Origin of the sequence: Lachnospira sp. CLA-JM-H23, from assembly GCF_040096425.1 — a bacterium.
Classification (GTDB): domain Bacteria; phylum Bacillota; class Clostridia; order Lachnospirales; family Lachnospiraceae; genus Lachnospira; species Lachnospira rogosae.
On record NZ_JBBMET010000006.1, the window covers coordinates 1 to 19,374 of the forward strand.

Below are 19,374 nucleotides of genomic sequence, written 5' to 3' on the forward strand. Positions count from 1 at the left end.
TATGGGATCTTAGCTCAGCTGGGAGAGCATCTGCCTTACAAGCAGAGGGTCACAGGTTCGAGCCCTGTAGGTCCCATTTATATGCCGACATGGCTCAATGGCAGAGCAGCTGATTTGTAATCAGCAGGTTGTTGGTTCGACTCCGACTGTCGGCTTTTTATTAACAATAATATCTTGGTTGGAAGGCTAGGGTTATTGTTAATTTAATTTTATATGGGTGGATTCCCGAGTGGCCAAAGGGGACAGACTGTAAATCTGCTGGCACTGCCTTCGAAGGTTCGAATCCTTCTCCGCCCATTTGATGAATAATCTTCATCATATATGAATACAATAGTTATAGATGACGCGGGGTAGAGCAGCTCGGAAGCTCGTCGGGCTCATAACCCGAAGGTCACAGGTTCAAATCCTGTCCCCGCTACTTTGCCTAGATAGCTCAGTCGGTAGAGCAGAGGACTGAAAATCCTCGTGTCACTGGTTCGATTCCGGTTCTAGGCACTTATTTATACCATAGGTATTACGTTATGTAGTATCTATGGTTTTTTTGTATCCCAATAATAAATAACAGTAAATAAAAGATGAGAGTGTAACAATGAATTGGAATGAAGATAAGAGTATAAAGATGAATTTAGATAAAACGGGAAAATCGGATAAAACAGGAACTACAAATAAGGATATTAAATATGATGATATATTATTGAATGGCAATGCAGGAACTACAAATAAAAATTCAGGCATTAAACCGAATGTTAAATATAATGATATATTGTCTAAGTTAGATAAATATAAAGATGAAAATATAGTACCTATGCATATGCCGGGGGCTAAGAGAAATAAAGAATTAATTGAGTTATATATGGGTGATATGGGAAATCCATATGAGAAAGATATAACGGAGATTAATGGTTTTGATAATATGCACAATGCCGAAACTATTATTAAAGATGCGTTTGATGAGGCGGCGGAGCTTTATGGAGCTGATGAGAGCTGGTATCTGGTAAATGGAAGCACTGCAGGTAATATGTCGGCAATATGCGGAGTTACCCATAAAAATGATGTTGTTATAATGGCAAGAAACTGTCATATATCAGTTTATAATGCAGTTATCCTCAATGAACTGAATCCTGTGTATATTTATCCAGAATATGATGAGGAATATGGGTATTATAAGGGGATAACATTAAAAGAAATTAAGTTCATTGTGGATAAATACAGCTCAGACCATGACAGAAATGATATTAAAGCCGTGATACTTACATCACCAACTTATGAGGGAAATGTATCTGATATTAAATCAATAGCAGAGTATCTTCATCAATATAATATTCCATTGATTGTTGATGAGGCTCATGGTGCACATTTTAATTTCTCAGAAAGCTTTCCTCAGTCAGCAGTTAAGAGTGGGGCTGATGTAGTAATTAACAGTGTGCATAAGACCCTTCCATCACTTACACAGACAGCGATTATGCATATTAATTATGGAATAGTTGATGTAGAACGCATAAGAAGGTATTGGAATATATACCAGTCGACAAGCCCATCGTATATATTAATGTCTTCCATAGCAAGAAGCTTAAGCATTGTTAAGAATGACGGTGATAAATTATTTGCTGAATATGTTGATAAGCTCACTATTTTAAGAAATGGATTGTCAGAATTAAAGCACATCAGGTTAATAAATACAGACGACATATCAAAGCTTGTATTAGGATATAAAGATGCAAAATGGTTATATGACACTCTATTTTATAAATATAAAATCCAGCTTGAAATGTCATCTATAAAATATGTAATAGCGATGACATCAATATTTGACTCGCAGGAGTATTATGATAGATTTCTTGCGGCATTAAAAGAGATAGACGAAGAATTAGATAATAGAGTTCTTGCGGCATTAAAGGAGATAGATGAAGAAATAGATGAGAGTATCAGTAAATATGATAGGGAAGATATACTAAATTCAAAAGTAGACAAGGATTTAGATAATAGATTTAATAGCATACATAATGGTGAGGCAGACAATAGATTAAATTATAGTTCAATTAATAATCAGGATAATGGTAATAAGATAAATGTTGCTGATTTCAGGGATGAGCAGGCGTTGACAATTGCACAAGCATTTAACAGGCGTGATTTATCAGGTTGTGATGAAATTCAGATGAATAATGAGAAGATATATGGTAAGATAAGTGGAGAGTCAGTGTATGTATATCCACCGGGAATACCGATATTATGTCCGGGAGAGGTTATTACACGAAAGATTATTGCAATACTTCAGGCGGCCGGTGAGGCAGGTCTGGAGGTTGTAGGTGTAAAAGAAGGAGCTTTGTTATGCCTGAGATAGCATTTTTAATGGGAAAAAGTTCAAGTGGTAAAGATAATATATTTAAGGCTTTAGTTGGTGATAAGGAGCTAAATCTTAAGACTGTTATTATGTATACAACAAGACCTATGAGAGCTGGAGAAAAAGAAGGTGTAGAGTATTATTATGTAGATAATGAGAAGGCATTGGAGCTTGAAGCGGCGGATAAAGTAATAGAGATGCGGATATATAACACAGTGTATGGAGAGTGGAAGTATTTTACAGTTGATGATGGGCAGATCAGGCTTGGAAGCGGTGACAAGTATATTGTTATAGGTACTATTGAGGCTTACAATAAATTTTGTGCATACTTTGGAAAAGATGCAATATTACCGATATATATAGAAGTCGATGATGGAATAAGGCTTATGAGAGCTATCAACAGGGAACAGAAGCAGGAAGTACCACAGTATGAGGAAATGTGCAGGCGTTTTCTTGCAGACAGTAAAGATTTCTCGGAGGAAAAGATTAAGGAAGCCGGAATTAATCAGAGATTTAGCAACGATGGAACAATAGAGGATTGTATCAGGGACATCAAAGAGGCAATTAAACAGCAGCTTTTATAAATGCAGTAAGAGTGAGTTGGCTTGAATTGTATTAATGATATTTATATGATACAATTATATGATGGTGGACACGAAAGAGAGTAAAGTTATGGATATAAAGATTAATGATATACAGACATCATCTTCAGTTCAGCAGGTGAAGAATACAGAGAGTACGGACAGTAGTTTTAAGTTTACTCTTATTAGTAATATAGAAGAAAAGGATCTTCAGGAAAAGCTTGGCAGTATGATGGAACAGATTACTGAGCAGGGTGAGAAGATTGCAAAGCATATGGATATTAAGGATATGCGAAAGTACAGGGAGCTTGTTAAGGGGTTTCTTAATGAGGTTGTTAACCGTTCCCATAAGTTCTCAAGAGAGAACTTTCTTGATAGACGAGGCAGACACAGAGTATATGGTATTGTTAAACTTGTGGATAAGAATCTTGATGAGCTGGCAGGAGAACTTGTTAAAGAAGAGAAAAATCATCTTGAGATTGTAGGAAGAATTGATGATATCAGGGGTTTATTGCTTGATATATCAGCATAAGATTGGAGTATATAATGAGCACATTTTCAGATATTTATGGATACGATACAATTAAAGAGCATTTACAGAACGCAATTAAATTAGATAAGGTATCACACGCTTACATTATCAATGGAGGGCTTGGTGCTGGAAAGAAGATGATTGCCAAGATATTTGCAAAAGCATTACAGTGTGAGGCAGAAGGCGATAATAAGCCTTGTAATAAATGTCATTCCTGTATACAGACAGAGTCAGGCAATCAGCCTGATATAATATGGGTACGACACGAGAAGCCTGCAAGTATAGGTGTAGATGATGTAAGAGATCAGATAATATCAGATATGCTTATTAAACCATACTCAAGCCGTTATAAGATATACATTATAGATGAGGCTGAGAAGCTTACAGTGCAGGCACAGAATGCACTTCTTAAGACTATAGAAGAGCCACCAGCGTATGGTATTGTTATATTTCTTACGACTAACGCAGACATTTTCTTACAGACTATTATATCAAGATGTGTGCTTCTTGATTTAAAGCCATTAAAGGAAAGCGTAGTTATGGATTATCTTAAGGATAACTATGACGTGTCAGAATATGAACGTAAGTTTGCGGCTGATTTTGCACAGGGTAAGATTGGACGTGCTAAGACTATTATAGAAAGTACGGAATTCGCACATTTAAAGAATGATGTTATGCACGTTATCAAGAATGTGAAGGATATGACGGCGGCAGACATAATGGCAGTTGTTAAAGATGTGACTAATTACAAGCTTACAATAGACGATTATCTTGATCTTATGGCTATGTGGTTCAGGGACGTGCTTATGTTTAAGAGTACCAATGATACGAATTATCTAATATTTAGTGATGAGATTTCGCTTATCAAATCGCAGGCTGAGGTTATGTCATACGAAGGAATTCAGGATATACTTAATTCTATAGATAAAGTAAAGGTAAGACTTAAGGCCAATGTTAATTTTGACTTATGCATAGAACTTCTTATTATGGCTATGAAAGAGGATATGTAGGCAGTTAGTGAATAATTGGCTGATGTTAGGAATTAATATTTGGCAGGATTGGAGATTAAAAATAGATGACTAAAGTTGTTGGTGTTAGATTCAGGCAGGTGGGCAAAATATATTTCTTTGCACCGGGACAGTATAATGTTGAGGTTGGTCAGCACGTTATTGTTGAAACAGCAAGAGGAATTGAGTATGGCCACGTTGTTCTTGGTGAAAGAGAGGTTGAGGATTCAGCAGTTGTACAGCCGCTTAAGGCTATTATCAGAATATCGACACCTGATGATGATGAAAGGGAAGCTAAGAACAGGGAAAAGGAAAAAGAAGCGTATAAGATATGTCTTGAGAAGATTAAGAAGCATAATCTTGAAATGAAGCTTATAAAGGTTGAGTATACATTTGACAATAATAAAGTATTGTTCTACTTTACAGCGGATGGAAGAATTGATTTCAGAGAGCTTGTAAAGGATCTGGCAGCAGTATTTAAGACAAGAATTGAACTTCGTCAGATTGGTGTAAGAGATGAAACTAAGATATTAGGCGGAATTGGTTCTTGTGGAAGACCATTGTGCTGTGCAACATATATGCCAGAGTTCATACCAGTGTCAATTAAGATGGCAAAGGAACAGAATTTATCGCTTAATCCATCAAAGATATCGGGTGTGTGTGGAAGACTTATGTGCTGTCTTAAGAATGAGCAGGAAACTTACGAGGAGCTTAACAGCAACCTTCCTAATGTGGGAGATTATGTTACTACACCTGAGAAGTTAAAGGGTGAGGTATCAAGCGTTAATGTGTTAAGACAGCTTGTTAAGGTAATTGTCACACTTGATGGAGATGAGAAAGAGATAAGAGAGTATCCTGTTGCTGAGCTTAGATTTAAGCCTAAGAGAAGAAACGACAGAATGAATATAGATGATAAAGAGTTAAAAGAACTCGAAGAGCTTGAGAAAAAGGAAGGAAAAGCCCATATTAATGATGACTGATGCTAAGATTAATGCAGGTATTAATGCCAATGAGAGAATTGATGACTTATGCAGGGATAATCTCAGACTAATCCAGAATACAGATGTGTTCTGTTTTGGAATGGATGCTGTGTTGTTGTCTACATTTGCGAAGGCCGGAAAGAACCAGAAGGTGCTTGATATGGGTACTGGAAATGGTGTAATACCAATTCTTATGCAGGCGAAAAATCCAGGCAGTATGTATACAGGCTTGGAAATTCAGGATATCAGTTATGACCTTGCTGTCAGAAATGTTGAACTTAATAGTCTGTCAGACAAGGTTAATATTGTAAAAGGTGATATTAAAGAAGCTTCACATATTTTAGGTGGGGCTTCTTTTAATGTGGTTACAAGCAATCCACCATATATGAATGAAAATCACGGAATTGTTAATCCTGAGAGTGCCAAGGCAATCGCAAGACACGAGCTTCTATGCAGTCTTGAGGACGTTGTAAGGGAAGCTTCAAAGTGCCTTAAGGTTAAGGGACATATGTATATGGTTCACAGACCATCAAGACTTGTAGATATATTTACTTCTATGAAGAATAACCACCTTGAGCCAAAGCGTATAAGGCTTGTGTATCCGCATATAGATAAGCCAGCTAATATGGTGCTTATAGAGGCGGTAAAGGGCGGACGTTCACAGCTTATAGTGGAAGAACCACTTATTGTATACAATAGCGATGGAAGTTACACGGAAGAACTTTTAAAAATGTACAATTAGTATGAATTTAAGAGAGGAGCAGTATGGAAGATAATATTACAGATATTGATTATGATAGTGTGCAGGCACTTGAAGAATTTAATGGCTCTCATAATAATAGCGGAGTTGGGCAGTTATATTTGTGTGCAACTCCGATTGGTAATCTTGAGGATATTACGTTCAGGGTGTTAAGGATATTAAAGGAAGTTGATATTATTGCGGCGGAGGATACGAGAAACAGCATAAAGCTGCTTAATCATTTTGAGATTAATACGCCGATGACAAGCTATCATGAATATAACAAGTATGATAAGGCAAAGGTGCTTGTTGAGAAGATGCTTAAAGGAATGTCAGTCGCTGTAATAACTGATGCTGGAACACCTGGAATATCTGACCCGGGAGAGGAGCTTGTAAGGCAGGCACTTGCATCAGGAATTAAGGTATCATCAGTTCCTGGTGCGGCAGCGTGTATAACGGCACTTACAATGTCGGGACAGGCAACAAGACGTTTTGCATTTGAAGCATTTCTTCCGGCGGACAAGAATGAGCGTAAAGACATATTAAAAGAGCTTGAAGATGAAACAAGAACAATGATTATATACGAAGCTCCACACAGGCTTTTAAAGACACTTAAAGAGCTTTCTGAGGTGTTAGGAGGAAGCAGGGCAGTTACTATATGCAAGGAACTTACCAAACGCTATGAGAATAGTATGGTTACAACGCTTGCAGAGGCGTGCAGTTATTATGAGAATAACCAGCCAAGGGGCGAGTATGTTCTTGTAATTGCTGGAAAAGACAGAAATGAGCTTAAAGAGGAAGCACAGGCACAGTGGCTTACTATGTCTGAGCAGGAACACGTTGATATGTATATAGCACAGGGACTTGATAAAAAAGAGGCTATGAAGGCAGCAGCCAGGGACAGGGGCGTATCTAAGAGGGATATATATAATAAGCTTCTGGGAAATTAGTTCTTAAAAGAAAAAATGTTACACAAATGTTAAAAACTTATATAAAAGAGTGATTAAAAGAGAGTCTTAGCTAAAATAAATTTAAGAGTAAATTTTAAAATTATAGGTGGAGTGGTACAAATCCCCTTCTTTGTCAGATAATATTTCTGGTAAGGAAGGGGATTTCTTATCTTCTAATCTTCTATTGTATGTTCATTGATAATTGCCTTAATGGCCTTATAAAGGTAAGGCTTGAGCCTGTCAATATCAGCTGGTTCTTTGTAAAGGATTGAGCTGTAGCATGTTGAGCTTATAAGCTCGACAATCATAAACAGCATAATCTCGGGCTCGTTGAGGTTAAGACCAGAGTCTTCAAGCATTTCATAGTAGATATCTTTAAAATTAATGTCGTCATCAGCGACATTGGTTGTAAGAGCCTCTTTAAATATTCCCCATGACAGGTTCTTTGATATAAATGTAAGAAGTGTCTGGTTGGTGTTAAGCACATTAATTATGTGGTCAGCAATAAATATAATCTCCTCGGTAAATGTAATTGTAAACGAATGGTCATTAATCTGCTGTTCTTTTATATGAAGCTCTAATGCACTCACTGCATTTTTAAAGAGCTTGCTTGCCTCGTGAGAAACGAGCTTATTTCTTATATCATATTTATCTTTGAAATACAGATAAAAAGTGCCCTTGGCAATTCCAGCTTTCTGTGAAATCTCGGCAATTGATGTCTTGGAAACACCCTGCGTTGTAAAGAGCTTAAAAGCTGTATCTAAGAGGGAAGTCCTTTTCTGTTGTTTGTTGTTCTCAAGTTTTCCCATAAAATCTCCAATCTAATGCAGGCATAATATTAGTTGTTCTGTCAATTAATATTCTACCATGTTGAAAATAAAAAATCTATAAAAAAATGACTTTTAGTCATTTTGAGTATTGACTATCGGTCATTTTGTGCTAGAATAACACTTGCAAAGAAAATGACCAAAAGTCATATTTGAGAGATCACGGTCATATGTATTGAATTGATAATAAATGTAATTAATTAAGAGAGTTATTAATTATTGAGAGGTTATCAGTCCAATCAAAGTAAAATTACGTCGCAGACGTAGAAATGAGGCGAGTTATGGAAAAGTTTGGAAAAGTAATTGTTAAACTCAGAATTCCAATTCTTATTCTGAGTTTCCTGCTTCTTATTCCATCTGCAATCGGATACTTTAATACAAGAGTTAATTACGATATTCTGTATTATCTTCCGAATGAGATAGAGACTATGCAGGGTCAGGACATTCTTATGGATGACTTCAATAAGGGTGCATACGCGATGGTCGTTGTCCAGAATATGGATACGAAGTCTACTGACAGACTTATTAAGAAGGTAGAGAATGTAGACCACGTTGCACAGGTTATTTCTTACACAGGAATAGTTGGTGAAGATGTTCCATCTGAGATTGTTCCATCAAAATTCAGAAAGTATTTCGAGAATGACAGCACAGATACAACTTTATTTGCAATATTCTTCGATAATACAACTTCAAGTGATGATACTATGAATGCTATCATACAGATAAGAGAGCAGACAGAGGGTCAGGCCTTTATAAGTGGTATGTCAGCAGTAGTTACGGATACTAAGAATCTTTCGGAGAAAGAGACACCACTTTATGTACTTATAGCAGTAGTTCTTGTATGTATCGTGCTTGCTATATTTATGGATTCATTTCTTGTACCAGTATTCTTTATGATAAGTATAGGAATGGCAATTGTATACAACCTGGGTTCTAACATTTTATTAGGTGAGGTTTCATATATAACTAAAGCTCTTGCGGCTGTACTTCAGTTAGGTGTTACACTGGATTATTCAATCTTCTTATGGCACAGCTACAAGGAAATGAAGGAAATATATCCGGATGACCACAAGGAAGCGATGGCAGTTGCCATTAGTAATACACTTACATCCGTAGTTGGTTCTTCTATAACAACAGTTGCAGGTTTCATTGCACTTTGCTTTATGAGCTTCACACTTGGTCTTGACCTTGGTATCGTTATGGCAAAGGGTGTTGTATTCGGTGTTATCGGTTGTGTAACAATCCTTCCATCATTGATACTTACATTTGACAGGGCATTAGAGAAGACAATGCATTGTGAGATTATGCCAAACTTCGATAAGCTTGCTACATTTATAGTAAACCACTCATGGATATTTGTAATTGTCTTTGTTGTATTATTAGGACCTGCTATATATGGACAGAATCATACATCAGTATATTATGATTTGTCTGATACACTTCCAGATGACCTTGCCTGCTCACAGGCTAATAAGAAGCTGGAAGAAAACTTTGATATGAATTCAATCTATATGATACTTGCTGACTCTAGTATGTCTACAGATACAGCTAACGAAATGCTTGATAAGTTAGGTGATGTAGACGGTGTACAGTTCGCACTCGGACTTGACACAGCACTTAAGTCTGGTATTCCACAGGAATTCTTACCGGCTAAGACAGTATCAGAGCTTAAGGGTGAAGATTATCAGATAATGATGATTGCTACAGATTACAAAATAGCATCAGATGAAATTAACAATCAGATTAGTAAGGTGAATGATATTGTAAAGTCTTACGATTCTAAGGCAATGGTAGTTGGTGAAGCTCCTTGTACCAAGGATCTTATCACTATAACAGATAAGGACTTTAAGACAGTCAGTGCGGTATCAATAGTAGCTATATTTGTTATTATCCTGTTCGTACTTAAATCAATATCGCTTCCAATTATACTTGTTTCAGCAATCGAATTTGCTATCTTTGTTAATATGGGTATTCCATATTTTACGCATACACAGATACCATTTATTGCATCAGTAGTTATCGGTACTATCCAGCTTGGTGCAACAGTCGATTATGCTATTCTTATGACAACAAGATATAAGAAGGAAAGAAGCCAGGGATACGCTAAGAAGGAAGCAATCCAGATAGCTCTTTCAACATCAATACCATCAATTATTGTTAGTGCGCTTGGTTTCTTTGCCGCAACATTTGGTGTTGGATGTATAGCTTCAGTTGATATGATTGGTTCGCTTTGTACACTTATGGCGCGTGGTGCAATTATAAGTATGTTCGTAGTTATCTTCATACTTCCATCATTGTTTGTATTATGTGATAAGCTCATTATCAATACAAGTATAGGATTTAAGCCTAAGAAGAATCAGGATATGTAATCAGAAAGATGTATGAACGGGTCAAAGGTGTATATGCCGTAACAGATATAAGAATATATCAGGAAGTAAGAAAATGGAGGAATAGTTATGGTTAAGAAGACTTTATTTAAATATAGTTCAGTATTATTAAGTGTTGTTCTTATTGCTTCAACACTTACAGGCTGTGGCACTAGCACAGCATATAATCAGACAGGCAGTGAGGTTGCAATAAGCAGTGAGGCTGCTTCTAATACAGAGAATATTATAACAAATGCTATTAAGAACGAGCTTTCAATATCAAATACAAGTACATTAAAGACAAATACAAGAGACGAGATGGTATATGTATTTGATAAGGCAGACGGAACTCAGGATCACGTTCTTGTAACAGAAAAGGTTACTGATTCTAAGGGCGAAACAACAACTAACCAGAGCACATCTGATAAGACTGCTCCTGTTTCAATAAAGGTTACTTACAAGTTAAATGGTGTTGAAACTAAGCCAGAAGATATGATTGGCAAGAGTGGTAAGGTTACTATCAGATATGACTATACTAACAATGAGAAGAAGAATATAACAGTTAATGGAAAGTCACAGACAGCTTATGTTCCATTTACTATGATTACAGGAACACTTCTTCCAACAGATAAGTTCAGTAATGTAGAAGTTACTAACGGCAAGGTAAGCAAGGTTGGCGATAATATCATTGCACTTGGTATGGCTATGCCAGGCTTAAAGGATACTTTAAACCTTAAGTTTGATGGTGAAAGCCTTGATATGGATATTCCAGAATACTTTGAAATATCAGCAGATGTAGAGGATTTCGAGCTTGATATGTCTATGTCAGTTGCTACAACAAGCACACTTAATGATATAGATACAGATGATTTCTCACTTGCTAAGCTTGAAGATAAGATGAATGAGCTTCAGTCAGCAGCTGACCAGCTTACAGATGGAACAGTTGCTCTCCAGAATGGTACACAGACACTTTCTGACAGTATTCCAGCACTTACAGATGGCGTGAACCAGTTAAATGATGGTGCAAGCCAGCTTAAAGATGGTATCTATGCTTATACAGATGGTGCTACAGCTCTGGCAGCAGGTGCAGGACAGCTTAAGGATGGTATCAGTGCATACACAGCAGGAGCTAACCAGCTTGGTGCAGGTGCAGGACAGTTACAGTCAGGTTTAAAGACTTATACTGATGGTGTAGGAGCACTTAATGCAGGTTCAGGCACATTACAGAGTGGTCTTTCAACATATACAGGCGGTGTTGCCAGTGCGGCAGCAGGTGCAGTTTCATTACAGACAGGTTTAAAGGCTTATACAGATGGTGTTGCTAGTGCAGAGGCAGGAGCTTCACAATTAAATGAAGGAATAAAGAGCATTAAGACAGCACTTATTGGAAATGTTGTTAAGGAACTTGCAGCTAATTCAACAGCTTATAAGATGAATTCTGTAGCAGACTCAACAGGAAAGACTGTTATGGAGCAGGCAGCTGATTTACAGAAATTAGGAACAGCATTAGGCCTTAGTGATGTAACTATAGCAACAGACCTTAGTAATCTGGGCAAGAAGAGCAGTAGTGAGGCAGCAACAGATATATCGACTTATTTTGTAAAGTATCTTACAGCTTATACAACTAATATAATAACAGAGACATATACAGAAGCTGTGACAAGCGGTAAGCCATATACTCCACAGGTATCACAGGCTGGTTCAAAGGATTATGTATATGCTAACCAGTTAGGACTTCTTATTAAGGCTGCTGGTAATATAGGTGCTTCAAGTGCATTAGATGCAGTTGTCAGCAATCTTAGCAATAATGAAACTATTAATGCAGCATTAAAGCAGCTTACAGATGGAAGCCAGTCATTAACAGACGGACTTGGTGAACTTGTTAAGAATAACGATACACTTAACGCAGGTGCATCACAGCTTAATGCAGGACTTGCACAGCTTAGTGGTAACAATGATACACTTAATGGTGGTATAGCACAGATAAGTGCAGGACTTGCACAGCTTAGCGATAACAATGATACACTTAATGGTGGTATAGCACAGATAAGCGCAGGACTTGCACAGCTTAACGACAATAATGATACACTTAACGGTGGTATTGAACAGATTGCAGGCGGTTTCAGCACACTTAATTCTAACAACGAAGCTTTAAGAAGTGGTTCTACACAGCTTGCTGATGGAACATCAACACTTAAGTCATCTTCTGTAACTTTAGCAGATGGTGTAACACAGCTTAATGATGGTGCTATAACACTTAAAGATGGTATGGCAGAATTCAATGAGACAGGTATTAAAGCTATTACAAGTCTTGTTGGTGATGATGCTGATACAGCAGTAGATACAATCAAGGAAGTAATCAAGCTTGGTCAGAATTACAACACATTCCTTGGTAAGTCAGATGGTAAGGATAATTCAGTAACGTTTATATATAAGACAGCTGAATTAACTAAATAAGCTTACTTTTCCAAAACTCTCATATATAAATTATGCCGGCCCGGTCGGCGGAAAGATTAATAATCTTTCAAAAAACCCCACAGAAATTCATATCTGTGGGGTTTTTGCTATGCAGACAGTGCGTTAAAGGTTACGCAGCTGCGACAGTATAGTTATATGTTAATATAATTCCATAATCATTTTGAATGTTATGATATGCTTTTAAAATAATCTTCAAGTCTTGTAAATGTCTTAATAAGTACGGCGGCTTCATCTTCGCTTAAATCGTCAGTTATATGTTTAATCATATCCCGATGAAATCTCATATGGTGAGTGTATGCCGCATTACCCTTTGGTGTGAGGGAAGCATATACGACACGGCGGTCTTCTTCACTTCTTGTCCTTATTACATATCCCTTTTTAACAAGTCCGTTAATGCCGACTGTAAGAGTTCCCATAGTCACGCCTAAGGCCTTGGATATTGTTCCCATAGTGCGTGGCTCTTTAATTCCGATAGCTTCAATTATGTGCATATCAGTAACTGTGATGTCAGAAAATTCATCTGTAATTAAAGCCTTTTCTTCAATGTTCATTATATCATTGAATAAAGTTACTAAAATAGAGTTCAATGATTCGTAAATGTCCATAGGTATTACTTTCCTCGCTTCAAAATATTTTTAATTATACAATGAAATGGTGTGTTAATGCAACAAAATACTGCGGTATTTATGAGTTAATGCGTTAAATACAATTTGCAATTTTATAGGATAAGTAGTATCATTAAATGGAGTATTATTTTGACAATATAGAGCAATAAAAGTACAGATTATTGCCATAAAATATTACTTAATATCAGGTTTAAAGTTTAATGATAGATGGAGGCACGTATGAAGTTCATAGCAATTGGCGAATTGATGTTAAGATTGTCACCACCTAACTATGAGAAGATAGTTACAACCCACAATTTCATAGTTAACTATGGTGGAGCAGAAGCCAACGTAGCAGTTTCACTCGCTAACCTTGGTGTAGATTCAACATTTTTTACAGTATTACCTAACACAGACCTTGGTAAGTCTTGTATCAACTACCTTAAGGCTAATGATGTACACACTAAGCACATTATCAAGTCTGACGGAAGAATGGGACTTTATTACCTTGAAGAAGGTGTTTCAGTAAGACCTTCACAGGTAATATATGATAGAGGAAGCTCAGCATTTGCTGAATATGATTATAAGGATGTAGATTTTGAGAACATCTTAAAGGATTATGACTGGTTACATTTAAGTGGCATCACACCAGCTCTTTCATATAACTGCCGTCGTCTTATAGATAAGGCTATCAAGGCAGCTAAGAAGCTTGGACTTACGGTAAGCTTTGATCCTAATTTCAGAAGTACATTATGGTCTTTTGAAACAGCAAGGGATGTACTCAGCAGATATCTTCCATATGTAGATGTACTTATAGGTATTGAGCCTATCCATGTATACAATGCAGATGGTACAGATGTTAAGGACGGCCTTACTATGGATCCATCATTTGAGGATATGGACAGAGTATTCAAGGCTATTGATGAGCAGTACCATATGAAAGCAATTGCAAGAACAGTACGTTATGTTCATTCAGGAAGTAATAACTCTCTTAAGGCTTTCTACTATGCTGACGGAAAGACTTACGAAAGCAAGACACTCAATTTTGAGATTGTTGACCGTGTTGGTGGTGGAGATGCATTCTCTTCTGGTCTTATCTATGCTCTTATGCAGAATGACTGGAAGCACGAAGATATCGTCAATTTCGCAGTAGCTTCTTCAGTAATGAAGCACGCTATCCGCGGCGATACTAACATCACAAGCGTTGACCAGATTAAACGACTTATGAATAATGCTTCATTTGATGTGCAGAGATAATAAGCGTAGGTCATACAGAAGGAAGGTCTAAGGAAAATCAGTACTTGAATAATGATTTTCCCTAGACCTTCTTCATATGAGATTAATAACAGATAGATTATGGTTAATATACCGGAGGATATATGAAAAAAATAAAAGAACTTATGCCGGAGGCATATGATTTTAATGGAAAGCTTTCATTAAAACAGGCGATACCACTTGGACTTCAGCACGTTATGGCGATGTTTGTAGGAAATCTTACACCGTTGCTTATTATTACAGGAGCCTGTGGTATTGGAGCAGGAAGTGAGTATGCATCTATTCAGGTTGCACTTTTACAGAATGCTATGATTATAGCTGGTATTGTAACACTTATACAGTTGTTTTCAATTGGACCTGTTGGAGGCAAGGTGCCTATTATTATGGGTACAAGCTCTGGATTTATCGGAGTATTCAGCAGTATAACAAAGGTTATGGGAGGCGGAGTATTAGCCTATGGTGCAATTATGGGAGCATCCATTATAGGTGGTCTTTTTGAAACTGTGCTTGGTGCATTTATTAAGCCTTTAAGAAGATTTTTCCCATCAGTTGTAACAGGAACTGTTGTGCTTTCTATTGGACTGTCACTTATTTCTGTTGGTATCAATTCATTCGGTGGTGGAAACGGGGCTAAAGACTTTGGCTCATTAGAGAATCTGTTTCTGGCGTTTGTTGTGCTTATTGTTATATTATTCGTTAAGCACTGGACAAAGGGATATCTTAGTTCATCATCTATACTGATTGGAATTATAGTTGGTTATATTGTAGCAGCTATTATGGGCTGTGTGCTTCCACATACAGCAGTTAATGCTGAGGGAGTTGAATATACTAAGTCATGGGTACTTAACTGGAATAAGGTTGCAGAAGCTAAGTGGATTGCGATTCCTAAGTTCATGCCAGTTAAGCCAGTGTTTGACTTAAGAGCAATACTTCCTGTGCTTGTTATGTTTGTTGTAACAGCAGTAGAAACTGTTGGAGATATATCAGGTGTTATGGTCGGTGGAGTAGGAAGAGAAGCGACAGATAAAGAACTTTCAGGCGGAGTTATGTGTGATGGTTTAGGTTCATCGCTTGCAGCACTTTTCGGTGTGCTTCCTAATACATCATTCAGCCAGAATGTTGGCCTTGTTGCAATGACTAAGGTTGTTAACAGAATTGCACTTGCATCTGGTGCTGTATTCCTTATATTATGTGGTCTTATTCCTAAGCTTGGAGCATTAATATCAATCATGCCACAGTCAGTACTTGGTGGTGCGGCAGTTATGATGTTCTCATCAATTATTGTAAGTGGTATCCAGCTTATCACTAAGGAGCCGCTTGATGCAAGAAGGCTTTCTATTGTATCGGTTGCACTTGGTGTAGGCTATGGTATGGGTGTAAGCCCTGCAATCCTTGCACATACACCACAGGCAGTACAGCTTATGTTTGGTGAGTCTGGTATTGTTCCAGCAGCATTTGTAGCAATATTACTTAACATAATTCTTCCTAAGGATAAAGCTGAGGAAACGGTTAAAGAAGTTGTTTCAGAAGAAGCAGCAACAATAAAGGAAAAGGCTGTAACTAAATAAGGTACAGCAATTAGCGAAGATACCGGGAAAGACGAATAAGGTCATCAGGAGTATCAATATCATATAATTCATATTCATCCTGTGCAGGAACTAAAACAACCTGTGCAGGATATTTTTTTGCAATAAAACCGCCACCCTTGCCCAGTGGAAGTGTAAGAAGCTCATTATAATAGCACTCAGGAAATATTACTGGTGCGCCTGCGTTTTCGTTGAAGGCAAGCCGGCATATCTTATTATTATTATTAATATTATTATTGGCATTGCTGGATTTATCTGTGCTGTTACAAGCAAAATAACTGCTGTTGTAGTAAATAAATAAAAGGCACAGCAGCTGAAGGCTTGTCTTAGTGATAAGCGGCTGGTCTGATGGAAGAAATAATATCCCTTGGGTGCAGCAGCTTTTGTGTCTGTTAGTTTCCTTTAGAATACGTGAAACACCAAGACGTACCATATCATTTCTGTAAGGCATATTGTGTTTAATGCAATGTATATGTTCCCGTTCACATATCTGTACAAGCTCATCATGACGGGTTACGGCAAGAGTTTTACCAAAGCTTACAAAGTGGCTTATATTTATCGCATTTTCAAAGAGAGTGTTGTTGTTGAAGGAGGCTAAAAGCTTGTTGGTACCGAATCTTTTTGACATACCGGATGCCATAATAATGCACGAAATAGAGCTGAAGGTATTATCAATATCGATTAAAAGTACATCAGATCTGCTTTTAATACTGTCAAGAAATTCTGTGGATTGTTTTCTGATGACCGCTAATACGCGTGAGTTATCAAGAAGACTTTTAATGTTCTCCTGAAAAGGGATACAGGAGCTTTCCAGATAACCAAGCTCGTCAATAACAAATACACTATCAGCAGAGGTCATAAGATGCTTCATAATGGCAGGACAGGCGCAGTTAATAAAGCCATCCTCTACGGAGGTCATGTTGTTGCCTTTTTTAGGGGAAACAGGAGTGAGTGTACGTGGTCTGCCAATCACATATTCTTTTCCATCATCTATAAGATTAGATTTAATAACAACTTCTGGTGTGTCTGTTCTGCGGCTTAGCAGATAATTGAAAAAATCAGACATATCCATAGTTTCTTCAATCTGGTTTAAAATGTTGTTTAACAGATATGATTTGCCACTTCCCCGGTCTCCCGTAATAAAAAGATGTTTTTTATCTGACATCTTAAAAAATGTAATTACAGCCAAAGCATCTAAATAACAATTATCCATAGAATAAATAAGTCACCTCGTTTCACTAAATGATTTTATAACGTATGTGTGTCTGGTGAGAATAGACATTTATACGCAGTATAGGTATAGGTCTATAATGCCACAACTACGCGGTGGGTTTTATGGTTAATGTCAGTACATTCAATGACATTAATATTATCATATATAAGAGACATCTTTTCATTAATAATATCAAGAGAGTCTGTATGTGTATTAATGGTGCTAAGGATTGTCCCAGACTTCATAAGAAGTATATTATCGCAGTATTCTAAAGCAAGCTCAGGGCTGTGAATACACATTAGGGCGCATCTGCCATCGGATACAATACTTCTTATGTGCTGCATAAGAAGATGACGGTTAGAAAAATCAAGTGCACTATCCGGTTCATCGAGAAGAAGCAGTGGGGAAGCCTCTATTATGGTGCGTGCCAGAATACATAACTGCTTCTGCCCTTCGCTTAAAGCTAAGAAGTCTGATTCGTATAAACCCTTAAGTCCAACCATATCAATAGCTTTATCCACACGTCTGAGCATATCTGTGGTGTAGCCTCCAAGTATGTGCATATGAGGATTGAAGCCAAGCAGACATACATCCCTGACGGTCATGCTTATAGTAAGATTGTTTCTTTGGGGAATGTAGCTTATGAGCTGTGCCTTTTTTTTAACAGAGAGGTTTTCAAGTAAGTGTTCATTAAGCTGACATTTTCCGTTGTGTTTTATAAGTCCCATGATGGCCTTAATAAGAGAGGTTTTACCACAGCCGTTATTGCCAATAACAGCATTAAGCTGTCCAGGCATAAGGTCAAAGCTTACGTTATCAACCGCACAGGTGCTGCCGTAATATACTGATATTCCGTCTGCGGAAAATGTATTATTGAATAAATCGGACATCATAATGCCTCCTTTTTATTAGCTCTGATAAGCAGAATGATAAGCAGTGGAGCACCAAGAAGTGAGGTAAATATACTGACTGGCAGCTCTGATGGGGATACACTTCTTGCCAGTATATCAGCAAGTGTCAGTAAAATAGCTCCTGTGAAGCCACTTGTTATGTATGTAAATATGTCATTACGCTTTGTAAGAAGTCTGGCAATATGAGGTGCGATAAGTCCGATAAAGCTTATAAGCCCCGTAACACATATTATTGATGATACGATAAGAGTAGCAAGCATTAATATAATAAAACGCAGACTTGTCACATTTACACCTAGTGATACGGCTTCTTCCTCGCTTGTAGAAAGAATGAGAACCTGTCGGTATAACAAAGCTATTACAATAAATCCGGCAAGTGTTGTGAAGAAGGGAATAGCAAGGCTGTCCCTTGAAATACCATTAAGGCTTCCCATAATCCAGTATTCGATTGAAGCAAGCTGTTTTTCGGGATCTGCAGCAAGCTTTAGAAACATAAGTATAGTCTGTGCCACAGAATGAATAGCTATACCGGCAAGCACGATTGTATAACTGTTTCTGCCAGGGACAAGATAAGCCGTAAGCAGAGTTATTATGAGTGCTGTAACAGCTCCGATAAAAGCAGATATGGAGATGACTGGAACAGAAGCAGAAACTGCGACTATTGCAAGAGCAGCACCGGCACTTGCACCGGAGGAAACGCCAACGATATCGGGAGAAGCCAGAGGGTTTTTAAATATAAGCTGATATATATAACCTGATATTGAAAGCCCAAAACCACCTATAACACCCATAAGGGCGCGGGGAAGCCTGAGCCTTTTAAAGACCATAATAGACATAGTATCACCAGACAGTAAGCTCTTTAATGTGAGTGGATACTGTCCGGTAATGACAGACCATACAAGTACCGCCAGAAGAAGCAGTACCTGTATGACTGATAAAAGTATAATTTTGTTCCGGTAATTAGAAGTATTTTTGAACATAAA

General features: G+C 37.5%; 16 protein-coding genes and 5 tRNA genes. 16 read left to right on the forward strand and 5 right to left on the reverse strand.

Translation table 11 applies throughout. From position 1 onward, the window contains the following. Nucleotides 1-3 precede the first annotated feature (3 nt). From WMO42_RS08645 to rsmI, 12 genes are all read left to right on the forward strand, one after another. Nucleotides 4-76 (forward strand) — tRNA-Val (locus WMO42_RS08645). Between the two features lie 7 nt (nt 77-83). Next, nucleotides 84-155 (forward strand) — tRNA-Thr (locus WMO42_RS08650). Nucleotides 156-215: 60 nt separating this feature from the next. Then, a tRNA-Tyr gene (locus tag WMO42_RS08655) sits at nt 216-297 on the forward strand. 47 nt (nt 298-344) lie between these two features. Continuing rightward, nucleotides 345-418: transfer RNA gene (locus tag WMO42_RS08660), tRNA-Met, on the forward strand. A gap of 4 nt (nt 419-422) precedes the next feature. Beyond that, a tRNA-Phe gene (locus WMO42_RS08665) sits at nt 423-495 on the forward strand. 94 nt (nt 496-589) lie between these two features. Then, the gene (locus WMO42_RS08670; RefSeq protein ID WP_349192046.1) at nt 590-2,341 is read left to right on the forward strand and encodes an aminotransferase class I/II-fold pyridoxal phosphate-dependent enzyme; all 1,752 of its coding nucleotides are present in this window, start codon (nt 590-592) and stop codon (nt 2,339-2,341) included. After that, entirely contained in the window at nt 2,329-2,925 is a 597-nt protein-coding gene (locus tag WMO42_RS08675) for a hypothetical protein (RefSeq protein ID WP_055176729.1), read from the forward strand. The genes WMO42_RS08670 and WMO42_RS08675 overlap by 13 nt, the downstream gene beginning before the upstream one ends. Nucleotides 2,926-3,013: 88 nt before the next feature. Continuing rightward, nucleotides 3,014-3,454: a YaaR family protein gene (locus WMO42_RS08680; RefSeq protein ID WP_022501530.1), complete on the forward strand. Its 441-nt coding sequence runs from the start codon at nt 3,014-3,016 to the stop codon at nt 3,452-3,454. Nucleotides 3,455-3,468: 14 nt separating this feature from the next. After that, nucleotides 3,469-4,464, forward strand: a complete 996-nt coding sequence (locus WMO42_RS08685; RefSeq protein ID WP_055176733.1) for a DNA polymerase III subunit delta' C-terminal domain-containing protein — start codon at nt 3,469-3,471, stop codon at nt 4,462-4,464. Between the two features lie 65 nt (nt 4,465-4,529). Then, complete coding sequence (locus WMO42_RS08690) at nt 4,530-5,441, forward strand: stage 0 sporulation family protein (protein ID WP_055176736.1); 912 nt, start codon at nt 4,530-4,532, stop codon at nt 5,439-5,441. Then, the gene (locus tag WMO42_RS08695; RefSeq protein ID WP_242854161.1) at nt 5,431-6,183 is read left to right on the forward strand and encodes a tRNA1(Val) (adenine(37)-N6)-methyltransferase; all 753 of its coding nucleotides are present in this window, start codon (nt 5,431-5,433) and stop codon (nt 6,181-6,183) included. Before WMO42_RS08690 ends, WMO42_RS08695 begins: the two co-directional genes overlap by 11 nt. A gap of 23 nt (nt 6,184-6,206) precedes the next feature. Next, the gene (gene rsmI / locus WMO42_RS08700; RefSeq protein WP_022501526.1) at nt 6,207-7,130 is read left to right on the forward strand and encodes a 16S rRNA (cytidine(1402)-2'-O)-methyltransferase; all 924 of its coding nucleotides are present in this window, start codon (nt 6,207-6,209) and stop codon (nt 7,128-7,130) included. Between the two features lie 173 nt (nt 7,131-7,303). Here rsmI and WMO42_RS08705 read toward each other — a convergent pair whose 3' ends face one another. Beyond that, nucleotides 7,304-7,939, reverse strand: coding sequence for a TetR/AcrR family transcriptional regulator (locus tag WMO42_RS08705; protein WP_055306935.1), 636 nt, complete (start codon nt 7,937-7,939; stop codon nt 7,304-7,306). Between the two features lie 299 nt (nt 7,940-8,238). On the opposite strand from WMO42_RS08705, the gene WMO42_RS08710 reads away from it, so the two are divergent. Then, nucleotides 8,239-10,326, forward strand: a complete 2,088-nt coding sequence (locus tag WMO42_RS08710) for an efflux RND transporter permease subunit (protein ID WP_055306934.1) — start codon at nt 8,239-8,241, stop codon at nt 10,324-10,326. An 87-nt stretch (nt 10,327-10,413) separates the two neighbouring features. Next, the gene (locus tag WMO42_RS08715; protein ID WP_349192051.1) at nt 10,414-12,780 is read left to right on the forward strand and encodes a hypothetical protein; all 2,367 of its coding nucleotides are present in this window, start codon (nt 10,414-10,416) and stop codon (nt 12,778-12,780) included. 188 nt (nt 12,781-12,968) lie between these two features. On the opposite strand, the gene WMO42_RS08720 is transcribed toward WMO42_RS08715, so the two are convergent. Further along, a complete protein-coding gene (locus tag WMO42_RS08720) occupies nt 12,969-13,406 on the reverse strand; it encodes a MarR family winged helix-turn-helix transcriptional regulator (RefSeq protein ID WP_055176747.1) in 438 nt (145 codons plus the stop codon). 240 nt (nt 13,407-13,646) lie between these two features. On the opposite strand from WMO42_RS08720, the gene WMO42_RS08725 reads away from it, so the two are divergent. Together WMO42_RS08725 and WMO42_RS08730 are read left to right on the forward strand one after the other, a co-directional pair. After that, nucleotides 13,647-14,663 (forward strand): sugar kinase, encoded by a 1,017-nt coding sequence (locus WMO42_RS08725; protein ID WP_242854162.1) that lies wholly within the window; start codon nt 13,647-13,649, stop codon nt 14,661-14,663. A 122-nt stretch (nt 14,664-14,785) separates the two neighbouring features. Beyond that, nucleotides 14,786-16,249, forward strand: coding sequence for a nucleobase:cation symporter-2 family protein (locus tag WMO42_RS08730; protein WP_082421648.1), 1,464 nt, complete (start codon nt 14,786-14,788; stop codon nt 16,247-16,249). A gap of 10 nt (nt 16,250-16,259) precedes the next feature. On the opposite strand, the gene WMO42_RS08735 is transcribed toward WMO42_RS08730, so the two are convergent. The 3 genes from WMO42_RS08735 to WMO42_RS08745 form a co-directional block, all read right to left on the reverse strand. Continuing rightward, nucleotides 16,260-17,480 carry an NTP transferase domain-containing protein gene (locus tag WMO42_RS08735; protein WP_055306931.1) on the reverse strand — a complete coding sequence of 407 codons (1,221 nt, stop codon included), beginning with the start codon at nt 17,478-17,480 and terminating at the stop codon, nt 16,260-16,262. 92 nt (nt 17,481-17,572) lie between these two features. After that, the gene (locus WMO42_RS08740) at nt 17,573-18,373 is read right to left on the reverse strand and encodes an ABC transporter ATP-binding protein (protein WP_082421649.1); all 801 of its coding nucleotides are present in this window, start codon (nt 18,371-18,373) and stop codon (nt 17,573-17,575) included. After that, on the reverse strand, nt 18,370-19,371 hold the full coding sequence (locus tag WMO42_RS08745) for an iron ABC transporter permease (protein WP_055176759.1): 1,002 nt from the start codon (nt 19,369-19,371) through the stop codon (nt 18,370-18,372). The genes WMO42_RS08740 and WMO42_RS08745 overlap by 4 nt, the downstream gene beginning before the upstream one ends. Nucleotides 19,372-19,374: the final 3 nt, after the last annotated feature.

Excerpts from the sequence above, each read along its gene's own strand:
- WMO42_RS08695 (WP_242854161.1), top strand. The coding sequence starts at position 5,431 with ATGATGACTGATGCTAAGATTAATGCAGGTATTAATGCCAATGAGAGA.
- WMO42_RS08690 (WP_055176736.1), top strand. The coding sequence starts at position 4,530 with ATGACTAAAGTTGTTGGTGTTAGATTCAGGCAGGTGGGCAAAATATAT.
- WMO42_RS08720 (WP_055176747.1), bottom strand. The coding sequence starts at position 13,406 with ATGGACATTTACGAATCATTGAACTCTATTTTAGTAACTTTATTCAAT.
- WMO42_RS08680 (WP_022501530.1), top strand. The coding sequence starts at position 3,014 with ATGGATATAAAGATTAATGATATACAGACATCATCTTCAGTTCAGCAG.
- WMO42_RS08730 (WP_082421648.1), top strand. The coding sequence starts at position 14,786 with ATGAAAAAAATAAAAGAACTTATGCCGGAGGCATATGATTTTAATGGA.
- WMO42_RS08675 (WP_055176729.1), top strand. The coding sequence starts at position 2,329 with ATGCCTGAGATAGCATTTTTAATGGGAAAAAGTTCAAGTGGTAAAGAT.
- WMO42_RS08740 (WP_082421649.1), bottom strand. The coding sequence starts at position 18,373 with ATGATGTCCGATTTATTCAATAATACATTTTCCGCAGACGGAATATCA.
- WMO42_RS08735 (WP_055306931.1), bottom strand. The coding sequence starts at position 17,480 with ATGGATAATTGTTATTTAGATGCTTTGGCTGTAATTACATTTTTTAAG.
- WMO42_RS08745 (WP_055176759.1), bottom strand. The coding sequence starts at position 19,371 with ATGTTCAAAAATACTTCTAATTACCGGAACAAAATTATACTTTTATCA.
- rsmI (WP_022501526.1), top strand. The coding sequence starts at position 6,207 with ATGGAAGATAATATTACAGATATTGATTATGATAGTGTGCAGGCACTT.
- WMO42_RS08685 (WP_055176733.1), top strand. The coding sequence starts at position 3,469 with ATGAGCACATTTTCAGATATTTATGGATACGATACAATTAAAGAGCAT.
- WMO42_RS08670 (WP_349192046.1), top strand. The coding sequence starts at position 590 with ATGAATTGGAATGAAGATAAGAGTATAAAGATGAATTTAGATAAAACG.
- WMO42_RS08715 (WP_349192051.1), top strand. The coding sequence starts at position 10,414 with ATGGTTAAGAAGACTTTATTTAAATATAGTTCAGTATTATTAAGTGTT.
- WMO42_RS08705 (WP_055306935.1), bottom strand. The coding sequence starts at position 7,939 with ATGGGAAAACTTGAGAACAACAAACAACAGAAAAGGACTTCCCTCTTA.
- WMO42_RS08725 (WP_242854162.1), top strand. The coding sequence starts at position 13,647 with ATGAAGTTCATAGCAATTGGCGAATTGATGTTAAGATTGTCACCACCT.
- WMO42_RS08710 (WP_055306934.1), top strand. The coding sequence starts at position 8,239 with ATGGAAAAGTTTGGAAAAGTAATTGTTAAACTCAGAATTCCAATTCTT.